Raw genomic sequence first — 7,453 nt, 5'->3', positions numbered from 1 at the left:
ATCCGCTAAATCCCCATACCGAGCGCCAACGGACCGCGGGTTCGTTCCTCGGAGACTTTCGGACGCCTGCGGCATCCGAAACCCTTCACGAAAGCGGAATGGCGGCTTCGGATCGGGCGGGACGCCGAAGCGGACCCAAGCGGCGCACTGCTCTAGTCAGCTCTCGGCTCTGGGCGGGCATCGTGCCGCCAGTGCGAAAGTCTTGGTTCTTGCACCACTGCGGGTCGATGTGACCGGCGATCCTGATGTAGCCGCCCGGTGAGGTAGTCGATGAAGGCGCGCGCGGCAGCCGGAAGATGAAGGCGCGACAGGTAAAGGGCGTGGATGGGGTGGGCGGACGGCTCCCAGCCCGGGAGCACGACGTGAAGGGCGCCGCTCGTCAGATGCGCCGCGACCGCGAAGTGTGGGAGCATGGCAATGCCTATGCCTTCCAGGGAAGCCCGCCGAAGGGCAAGAGCCTCATTCGTGCGGAACGGACCATTGGTCTTCACGGTCACGCTCTCCCTGCCCGCGTGCAGGCTCCACTCAGCCGCGCGGAAATTGGTGTAGGTCAGGCAGTGGTGGGATTGCAGGGCCTCGGGCCGCTCCGGCGTGCCGTGCTCGTCCAGGTATCGCGGGGAGGCACACAGGACCGATCGGCACTCCCCGAGCTTCCGGGCAACACAGCCCGGGTCAAGCTGGCTGCCGATGCGGATCGCAAGATCAATCCGGTCTTCAACCAGATCGACCGGCCTGTCAGAGGCGCGAAGGTCGATGGACAATCGGGGATGCGCGCGCAGGAAATCGGCCAGAAGCGGGGTTAGCTGCTCCTCTGTTAAGATGGTCGGTGCTGCGATCCGCAGCAATCCTTGCGGGCTGTCGCCCGCGTCCGCGACGGCTTTCAGGTTCCCCGCGAGGCGTACCATCTCGCGCGAGAGTTCAAGCACCCGTTCGCCCGCCGTGGTGAGGCTCAGCCGCCGGGTGGTCCGATGCAACAGCCGCGTTCCCGTCCAGTCCTCAAGCGCGCCGAGGTAGCGCGACGCCATGGCCCTGGACATGCCAAGCGCCTCGGCGGCGCTCGCCGCGCTGCCGCGCTCAACCGTCTCTACGAAGACCTGAGCGGCGATCACGCGATCCACCATTAGCCTGAACCATGCAACAGTGTGTCCACATATTCGATCTATATCTTCGCTTGGCGCAACACTAAATCCGGTTGCGAAAGGGTGGTTCCTATGTCCGACCTCGAAATCGACTACTTCTTCGATCCACTGTGCGGCTGGTGCTACGCCAGTGCGCCCGCCCTTGCGGCGCTCGCGGAACAGCACGGCGCCCAGCTCCGCATGATGCCCGTGGGGCTGTTCGCCCAGCCTCGGCCAGTCAGCGCTATCGCTGACCATGCGTGGCGGAACGATCAGCGCATCAGCGGCCTGACGGGCCAGCAGTTCAGCGAGGCTTACCACCACAACGTGCTGCAAGCCCCGGAGGGGGTATTTACCTCCGGCCCTTTGACCCTGGCTCTGGTCGCTCTGGGCGAGACCGACCCCGCCTTAGAAGCGCGCTTCCTTCATGCAGCGCAGGTCGCCCGTTACGTCGAGGGCCGCGACACGTCCCGCATCGAGGAAGTCGTGCGGGTGGCCGAGGCTGTGGCGGCCAGCAACGGCGTCCCGTTTGACCCTACGGCCTTCAGTAAGCGGCTCAGGAGCGATACCGCCCTGAAGGAGCGGGCTGAAGCCCGCATGGCGGTCGCGCGCGACGAGATATGGTCGCTGCCGGGCAGCGGCGTGCCGCAGCTTCGCGTGCGCCAGGGGAGCCAGGTGCGCACGGTCAACGGCCAAGCGCTCTACAGCGGCGGTGACGCGGTGCTGGCCGCTGTGCGGCAGCTCGCCCCGACCGCCTGACAAGTCACGGAAAGGAGAGACACCCATGAAGATCGCACTCATCGGCGCGTCGGGTAACGCTGGCTCGCGCATTCTGGCCGAGCTGTCCGGACGCGGACACCAGATCACGGCCATCGCACGGGACATGTCGAAGATCCCTCCCGCTCCGGGTGTCACGGCCTCCGCCGTGGATATCGCGGATGTGGCCAAGCTGGCCGAGGCTCTGCGGGGTCATGACGCCGCCATCAGCGCGGTCCACTTCACCGCAAGCGATCCCGACAAGTTGATCGAGGCCGTCGAGGCTGCTGGCGTGCACCGCTACCTGGTGGTGGGTGGCGCGGGCAGCTTGGAAGTCGCGCCGGGCAAGCTACTCGTCGATACTCCAGAGTTTCCAGCACAGTATCGCGCCGAAGCTCAGGGGGGTGTTGCCTTCCTCGACAAGCTGCGAGGCAACTCCCGCCTGGAATGGACCTTCCTCTCGCCGTCTGCGCTGTTCAGCCCTGGCGAGCGCACGGGCAGATACCGGCTCGGCACGGACCAGCTGCTGACCCATGAGAATGGCAGCAGCATCTCGTTCGAAGACTACGCGATCGCGCTTGTCGATGAAGTCGAGCGGCCTCGCCATATCCGGCAGCGCTTCACCGTAGGTTACTGACCCACAGCGCATCCCACATAAGCTGGAACGGCTCTCCATGTGGGCCGTTCCAAGCCGCGGAGAATGTGCAGAAGTCTTGATTCTCGCATTGGGTAGGACCACTGGCAGCTGCCGCGGGCTATGTCTGACTCCCGCCCGCCTTCGCCGTCGCGATCCCCGTCACTGATGTCTACTTTGGAGCAACTACATAGAAATCATGAGCGGCCGAAGTGGGCGCGAAGCAGCCAGGAACCTCAATGTGGCCGACTAGCCAAACCCGCCGCAACTTCCGCGATGAGCGCTCTAAGCCACCGATGCGCCGGGTCGTGGCGGTACCGGACATGCCAAGCCATCTCGACAGGGAACGTCCCGAAGTCGGCCGATGGGGCCAGGACCTTGAGCCGGGGATCGTGCGCTAGCCGTCGGCAGATCAGGTCCGGTAGCGTCGCGCAGTAATCGGTCACGCCGACCATCTCAACGACCGCGAAGAAGTTCGTGACGGAGATGGCGATGTCGCGCTTGAGCTCCTGCTGCGCCAGCGCGTGGAACAGCCCTGCCCTCATGCGGCCGGGCGGCACCACGTTGACGTGCTTGAGGCGCTCGAACTGATCTCGGGTAATGCTGTCGCCGATCTCGGGGTGGTCCGCCCGCACCACGCAGGCGAGCCCGTCATCCATGAGATGCTGAACGACGAGGTTGTTGGGTGGATCGACAATGCGGCCGAGCACCAGCGCGGTGGTGCCCGAGGTGACGCCGGTCCCGACGAGGTCGTTGCCGTAGGGCGTCAGGCGCATCCTGATGCCCGGGGCGACCTGCCGCAGCCGCGCCACGATCGCGGGCACCAGAACGAACTCGACATAGCCGTTGGGCACGATGGTCAGCAGCCGCTCGGCCTAGGCAGGGTCGAACTCCTGCTGACCGAGCACGGCGTCGTCCAGCCTCGCCAGCGCCTCGGCAATGCCCGGCGCCAGTTCCAGGGCGACCGGGCTGGGCTGGATCCCGTAGCGCTCGCGGATGAAGAGCTGGTCCCGCAGCATAATCCGCAGACGGGAGAGCGCGTTCGACAGCGCCGGCTGGGTCATGCCCAGGCGCTCCGCGGCGCGCGTGACGCTGCGCTCCTCCATCAGGGCAACGAGGATCGGCAGGAGGTTGAAATCGTAGCGTACGACTCATAATGTAAAAAGCATATATAAAATCAAGATAATAAACATTTGAAATATCTCGGGCCGGTCCAGGTTCCGGTTGTCCGCAGGAGACGCGGATCGCGCAACGGAGACTGAGATGACCAAGGGAACACTGCTTGTGGCCGGCTCCAACGCCACGCGGATCGAACTGCAGGGCGGCGGCTCGGCCGCAATCGGGCAGTACCTCAACGAGACGGTCGTCCCAGCGATGACGCTGATCGAGGCCGGCTACGACGTCGTCCTCGCCACCCCGGACGGAACCAAGCCGCATATCGACGAGGCTTCAGACTCGACGCAGCGTTTCGGTGGGGATGAGGCCGCCCATGAGCGCGCCCGGCGGTTCTACGCCGACGACCCCTTGATGAACCAGGTGCGCAAGCTGCGCTCCGTGGTCGAGGACGGGATGGACGGCTATGCTAGCCTGTTCGTGCCCGGCGGGCATGCGCCGGCGGTCGACCTCATGCAGGATGCTGAGTTGGGCACGATCCTCCGCCACTTCCACGAGGCCAGAAAGCCGACGGCACTGCTCTGCCACGGCCCGGTCGCCATCGCGGCGGCAATGCCGCGCGCCCGCGAGTTCCGCGCCGCGCTGATCGCTGGGGACAACGCCGGGGCGGCCGGGTACGCCCGGGGCTGGGCCTATGCGGGCTACAGGATGACCGTCTTCTCGGCGAGCGAGGAGAGGATCCCGAGGAGCACCTCCTGCACGGCAAGCTCTACTTCGACATGCCGGCGGCGCTGCAGGCCGCGGGTGGCGCGGTGACTAGCCACCCGATCGACTTCGCGCTCAACGTGGTAGTCGACCGCAAGCCGATCGCCGGCCAGAACCCCGCCTCGGATCATCTGCTCGCCACGGCGCTGATCGAGGCGCTTGATCGGCCGCTTGCGACGGCGTGAGGACGCCCATGACCGGTGGGGCGCTCCGCTCAAGCCTCGCCGATCGCGGCCTCACCACCTCATCGCTGCGTCATTTGCCACGACACCTAGTGGCTAAATCCGAACCTAGGAGGAGCGCGGACGGTGTTCCTGCTCCGCTTGATCCCGCGATGCGTCGAGCGCGCTGAGTGCCGCACCGAGCGCGAAGCGCGCTTGGTCCAACGCCTCGGCCGCCCCCAATCCACTCAACGCATGGTACAGGTCACGGCCTAGCGTCAGGACATCGGGGGTGATGTGGGCGGTGCGCTCCACAGCTTCGATCGCGCGCGGCAGCACAGCATTGGGAGGCAGTATCTCATTCGCCAGGTGCAGTGCACAGGCCTCATGGCCATTCAGGAGCCGGGCATTGTAGGCAAGATCGAAAAAGATCGCTTTGGGCATGGCATTGCGCGCCACCGCCAGTGCCAGGAAAGGAAAGAGGCCATGCGCGGCCTCCGGCAGGCCGACTGTCGCATTGTCCGCGAGGAACATCAGATCACAAGACAGAGCCAGGGCGAAGCCCCCAGCATGGGCATGACCATTCACCGCTGCCACGAGTGGCTTACCCAGCCGCGCCATGGCATCAAACAGGTCCAAATGGGCACGGCCGAACTCCATCCGGCCTGCGATGCGCGAGCCGGCACCACGGTAATCGCCCCCAAGGCAGAAAACGCTTCCCTCCCCGGTCAGCACGCAGCCGGCGACCTCCGGATCCCGTCGCGCTGCCTCGAGCGCGGCGGTCAGCTCCTCGGCCAGAACCTGGGTGATCCGGTTCCCAGCCTCCGGTCGCGCCAGGGACAATACAGCTGCGCGGCCAATGCGGCGGATGCTGACCTGGCTCACGCAGGGCGCCCCGAACGCACCATCAGTCGAGCTGAAGCTTCAGCGCGTTGATGACCTCGGCCCAGCGAGCACGATCCTCAGCAATGAAACTTGCGAGCTCCTCCGGTGTACCCGTAATCGGATCGGCAGCTTGGACGCGGCAGACCTCCAGCACGGACGGGTTTTGCATCGCCTCGGCGGTTGCCTCGGCTAAGCGTCGCGCCACCTCTGCAGGCATCCGGGCCGGTCCCATGAGGGCGAACCAGTTGCCGCCCTCGACCGGAATCCCGGACTCTCGCAGGGTCGGCGTTTGCGGCAGAAGCGGGATGCGCTGCGCACTCGAGACGGCGAGAACCTTCACCTTCCCATCGCGTGCAGCTGCCTCGCCACCACCAGCGGTGAGGAACATTGCATCCACCTGCCCACCCATCACGGCCGTGATGGCGGGCGCCTGCGCCACGAAAGGCACATGCAGCATCTCGATGCCCCGGTCGCGCAGGAGCAGCTCCATGGTGAGCCGCGAGGTGCTGCCAGCCCCCCAGGACGCGAAGGAGACCGCCCCCGGCTTCGCCTTCGCTGCGTCGATCAGGGCCTGTAGGCTGGTGAAGCCGCGGCTCGGTCCCGCCACCAGCGCGAAGGGCGCCCGGGTGAAAAGGCAAACCGGGGTGAAGTCCCGCACGGCGTCATAGGGCAGACGTCGATAAAGCAGTGGGTTGATCGCGTGGGTTTCGGCATTGGCTGCCACGAGCGTGCTGCCATCGGGCGTCGCACGGGCGACCGCTTCGGCGCCGACTGCACCGGTCGCACCGGGCCGATTCTCCACGATGACGGACTGCCCGAGCGTGGCGGACATCGCCTGCGCGATGGCGCGCGTCACCACATCGAGCAACGCGCCCGGCGACCAGGGAACAATGATCCGCACCGGCCGCTCGGGAAAAGCGGCGATGGCTGGCGATGCGAGCAGTGTACCGGAGGCGGCAAGGAGGGTGCGGCGCTGCATCGCCCCTGCCGGCGCGGTCTTCTCCTCATGTTGCACGCTGCCGGGATCCGCAACGGGCCCTGTCATGTTCGCTTTCATCTCACCTTCCCTCCCATGCCATGGCCCGCCGGTTTGCCGGTGGTGCCGCTCCTCCGCATCAGTCGGATCGTCGTCGGATTAGCCGGCCGGCACCGTGTAGCGCCGGTCGCGCTCGGCCATCTCGGGAAGTCCGACAAAGGCGTTGAACTCGTCAAAGGGGGTCAGCATCTCGGCGACTGCTTCGGTGGAGCACCCTTCGGCCATGAAGCGCTCCATCATCGCCTTGACCGCTTTGTGCATGGCGAACATCGGCTCGATCGGGCAGAGCGCGTAATCGAAGCCAAGCTCGTGAACCTGCTTCAGCGTGAGGATCGGACTCTTTCCCGAGCGCGCCATGTTGAACAGCAGCGGCTTGCCAAGCGGACGCAGGCGTTGGCTGATCTCCCGCATCTGGTCGGTCGATTCCGGCGCGTCGACATAGAGCCCGTCGGCACCAACGGCGGCATAGGCCTCAAGTCGGCGGATCGCGTCCTCCACGCCCGTGACCGCGATCGCATCAGTCCGTGCGACGATGAAGAAGTCGGGGTCCTTACGCGCATCTAGCATGGCGCGCAGCTTCGCCTGCATCTCCTCCGCGGGGACGAGCTGTTTGCCCGCGAAGTGACCGCATTTCTTGGGGACCGCCTGGTCTTCCAGATGCAGCACCGAGGCACCCGCCTCCTCCCACAGGGCCACGGTGCGCTGGCAATCCATAGCGCCACCATAGCCGGTATCCGCATCGGCGAAGACCGGCAGCGAGGTGGCCCGGCAGATCCGACGGATGTGGTCAAACATCTCGGTCTGCGACAGGAGCCCGAAATCGGGTGCGCCGGCCACGATGGCCGAGGCCGCGAAGCCGCTAACATAAATGGCTGGCGCGCCGGCCTGCTCGGCCAGCTTGGCCGTCACAGCGTCATGCGCGCCCATGCAGACAAAAGGAGGGGTCTTCAGAAGTTCCCGAAAGCGGGCCGAACGGCTCAAGGCG

Annotated in this window: 10 protein-coding genes; 4 read left to right on the top strand and 6 right to left on the bottom strand. The window is 66.0% G+C overall.

Annotated elements, in window-relative coordinates; genetic code table 11:
• Positions 1-152: 152 nt before the first annotated feature.
• Positions 153-1,121 carry a LysR family transcriptional regulator gene (locus FHS87_RS21355; protein ID WP_221300248.1) on the bottom strand — a complete coding sequence of 323 codons (969 nt, stop codon included), beginning with the start codon at positions 1,119-1,121 and terminating at the stop codon, positions 153-155.
• Between the two features lie 90 nt (positions 1,122-1,211).
• Between FHS87_RS21355 and FHS87_RS21350 the strand changes: the two genes are divergently transcribed.
• Both FHS87_RS21350 and FHS87_RS21345 read left to right on the top strand, forming a co-directional pair.
• Positions 1,212-1,877, top strand: a complete 666-nt coding sequence (locus tag FHS87_RS21350; RefSeq protein ID WP_184521400.1) for a DsbA family protein — start codon at positions 1,212-1,214, stop codon at positions 1,875-1,877.
• Positions 1,878-1,902: 25 nt separating this feature from the next.
• The gene (locus FHS87_RS21345) at positions 1,903-2,511 is read left to right on the top strand and encodes an NAD(P)-dependent oxidoreductase (RefSeq protein ID WP_184521398.1); all 609 of its coding nucleotides are present in this window, start codon (positions 1,903-1,905) and stop codon (positions 2,509-2,511) included.
• A gap of 233 nt (positions 2,512-2,744) precedes the next feature.
• Here FHS87_RS21345 and FHS87_RS21340 read toward each other — a convergent pair whose 3' ends face one another.
• Together FHS87_RS21340 and FHS87_RS23515 are read right to left on the bottom strand one after the other, a co-directional pair.
• Positions 2,745-3,362, bottom strand: a complete 618-nt coding sequence (locus FHS87_RS21340) for a LysR substrate-binding domain-containing protein (RefSeq protein WP_221300247.1) — start codon at positions 3,360-3,362, stop codon at positions 2,745-2,747.
• 21 nt (positions 3,363-3,383) lie between these two features.
• On the bottom strand, positions 3,384-3,629 hold the full coding sequence (locus FHS87_RS23515) for a LysR family transcriptional regulator (protein WP_312862065.1): 246 nt from the start codon (positions 3,627-3,629) through the stop codon (positions 3,384-3,386).
• Positions 3,630-3,771: 142 nt separating this feature from the next.
• Here FHS87_RS23515 and FHS87_RS21335 point away from each other — a divergent pair, with 142 nt between their 5' ends.
• Both FHS87_RS21335 and FHS87_RS23510 read left to right on the top strand, forming a co-directional pair.
• Positions 3,772-4,437, top strand: coding sequence for a DJ-1/PfpI family protein (locus FHS87_RS21335; RefSeq protein ID WP_221300243.1), 666 nt, complete (start codon positions 3,772-3,774; stop codon positions 4,435-4,437).
• On the top strand, positions 4,401-4,571 hold the full coding sequence (locus tag FHS87_RS23510) for a type 1 glutamine amidotransferase family protein (RefSeq protein ID WP_221300241.1): 171 nt from the start codon (positions 4,401-4,403) through the stop codon (positions 4,569-4,571). Before FHS87_RS21335 ends, FHS87_RS23510 begins: the two co-directional genes overlap by 37 nt.
• Before the next feature lie 105 nt (positions 4,572-4,676).
• On the opposite strand, the gene FHS87_RS21330 is transcribed toward FHS87_RS23510, so the two are convergent.
• From FHS87_RS21330 to FHS87_RS21320, 3 genes are all read right to left on the bottom strand, one after another.
• Positions 4,677-5,432 (bottom strand): enoyl-CoA hydratase/isomerase family protein, encoded by a 756-nt coding sequence (locus tag FHS87_RS21330; protein ID WP_184521396.1) that lies wholly within the window; start codon positions 5,430-5,432, stop codon positions 4,677-4,679.
• Positions 5,433-5,454: 22 nt separating this feature from the next.
• Positions 5,455-6,489 (bottom strand): Bug family tripartite tricarboxylate transporter substrate binding protein, encoded by a 1,035-nt coding sequence (locus FHS87_RS21325; protein ID WP_184521394.1) that lies wholly within the window; start codon positions 6,487-6,489, stop codon positions 5,455-5,457.
• Positions 6,490-6,567: 78 nt separating this feature from the next.
• Complete coding sequence (locus tag FHS87_RS21320; RefSeq protein ID WP_184521392.1) at positions 6,568-7,449, bottom strand: isocitrate lyase/PEP mutase family protein; 882 nt, start codon at positions 7,447-7,449, stop codon at positions 6,568-6,570.
• Between the last annotated feature and the right edge of the window lie 4 nt (positions 7,450-7,453).

Origin of the sequence: Muricoccus pecuniae (assembly GCF_014199205.1) — a bacterium.
GTDB lineage: Bacteria > Pseudomonadota > Alphaproteobacteria > Acetobacterales > Acetobacteraceae > Roseomonas > Roseomonas pecuniae.
This window is presented reverse-complemented; position numbering and strand designations above follow the sequence as displayed.